Origin of the sequence: Streptomyces hainanensis, assembly GCF_004348415.1 — a bacterium.
GTDB classification, from domain to species: domain Bacteria; phylum Actinomycetota; class Actinomycetes; order Streptomycetales; family Streptomycetaceae; genus Streptomyces; species Streptomyces hainanensis.
Genome location: NZ_SMKI01000778.1, coordinates 1 through 1,821, shown reverse-complemented (window position 1 = coordinate 1,821; position 1,821 = coordinate 1). Strand labels below are relative to the sequence as shown.

2 protein-coding genes are annotated in these 1,821 nt (G+C 76.1%); both read left to right on the top strand.

Features of this window, described 5'->3' with window-relative positions:
• A partial coding sequence (locus tag E1283_RS35835) for a cytochrome P450 (RefSeq protein WP_132822337.1) occupies nucleotides 1-910 on the top strand: 910 nt, incomplete at its 5' end.
• 23 nt (nucleotides 911-933) lie between these two features.
• Nucleotides 934-1,794 (top strand): terpene synthase family protein, encoded by an 861-nt coding sequence (locus tag E1283_RS35830; protein WP_132822336.1) that lies wholly within the window; start codon nucleotides 934-936, stop codon nucleotides 1,792-1,794.
• Nucleotides 1,795-1,821 lie beyond the last annotated feature (27 nt).

Sequence of the window (1,821 nt, the reverse complement as noted above, 5' to 3'; positions counted from 1 at the left end):
CACCCGGCTCCGCCGCCTCGTCGCCCCCGCCTTCACCCGCCGCGCCATCGAGGGGCTGCGCCCCAGCGTCCAGGCCCACACGGACGCCCTGATCGACGCGGTCTACCCGGCCGGCGAGGCCGACCTGCTCGCCGCGCTCGCGCTGCCGCTGCCGCTCCGCGTCATCTGCGACCTCCTCGGCCTCCCCGCCTCCGCCGGCGCCCAGATCGCCTCCTGGACGGACGCCCTGCTGATCCCCGGCCGCCCCCGCGCCATCCTGGACGCCATGCGGCAGGCCGAGGCCCAGCTGCGCGACGTCATCACCCACAAGCGGCGCCACCCGGCGGACGACCTGCTGAGCACCCTGATCGAGGCGCGCGACGCCGACGACCGGCTCACCGAGGACGAGCTCGTCAGCCTCGCCTTCATCCTCCTCGCCGCCGGCCACGACACCACCGCCAGCATGGTCTGCAACGGCATCCTGGCCCTCCTCGACCCCCGGATGCACTGGGAACGCCTGCTGGCCCAACCCGCGTTGCTGTCCACCGCCATCGAGGAACTGCTCCGCTTCGACGGCCCGTTGCCGCTCGCCATCCGCCGGTTCGCCACCGCCGACCTCGAACTGGGCGGCGTCCACATCGCGGCCGGCGACTCGGTGCTGCTCTCGCTCGCCGCGGCCAACCGCGACCCCCGGCACTTCCCCTGCGCCGACGAGGTCGTCCTCGACCGCGCCCCCAACCCGCACCTCTCCTTCGGCCGCGGCACCCACCGCTGCCTCGGCATCCCCCTCGCCAGGCTCCAGGCCGACGTCGTCTTCGCCACCCTGCTCCGCCGCACCCCCAAGATCGAACTGGCCGTGCCCACCAGCCAGTTGACCTGGCGCCCGACGCACCGCACGCGCCGCCTCGAAGCCCTGCCCGTCACGTTCTAGCCCTCCGGACACCCCTCGTGCACATGCCCATCCCGAGCCAGCCGCTCCACCCCCGCTCCGCCGAGATCGAGGAGCAGGCGTACGACTGGGCCGCCCGGCACGGCCTCGTCGACGCCGCCGGCCACCACCGGCTCGCCGCCTCCCGCGTCGTCACCCTGGCCACCAGCTACTACCGCGCCGCGCCCTACCCCGAGATGGCGCTGCTGGCCCGCTGGTACGTCTGGCTGCTCACCGCCGACGACTGGTTCGACCGGGGCGGCCCCGCCTGGGACGACTTCCGGCGCGCCCTCGCCGAGGAACTCTGGCCACCGACCGCCGCGCCCATGTCCCCCGCCTGGCGCCGCCGCTTCGCCCGCCACCTGCGGGGCTGCCTCGCCGGCTACCACTGGCAGGCCGGCGTCCGCCTCGGCCTGCGCCCGCCGCCCACGCTGGCCCAGTACGTCGTCTGGCGCCGGCTCTCGTTCGGCGCGCTGCCGATCTTCCAGCTGATCCAGCTCGTGGAGCGCCGCGAGTTCGCGGCGATGCTGCTCGACGCGGCCCCCGTCCGGGAGTTGACGGCCGCGGCCAGCGACGTCATGGCGTGGACCAACGACGTGCACTCGCTCCCCCGGGACCTCGCCGCGGGCGAGCGCGCCAACCTGGTGATCCTGGTCCGCGACCGCCACGCCCTGCCCGACGACGCCGCGGCCACCGCCGCCGTCCAGCGGCTGATCGCCGCCCGCACCGACCACCTCCTCGCCGCCCGAGGCGACCTCCACCGCCTCGGCCCCGACGCCCGCCTCCTCGCCACCCGCGTCACGACCGCCGTCCGCGGCGCCTGGGACTGGCACCGCCACAGCGTGCGCTACCGCGCGGCGGCGACCACGGAGGCGGCGCCACGCTGAGCCGGCGGGCGTCGGGGCGTCGGGGCG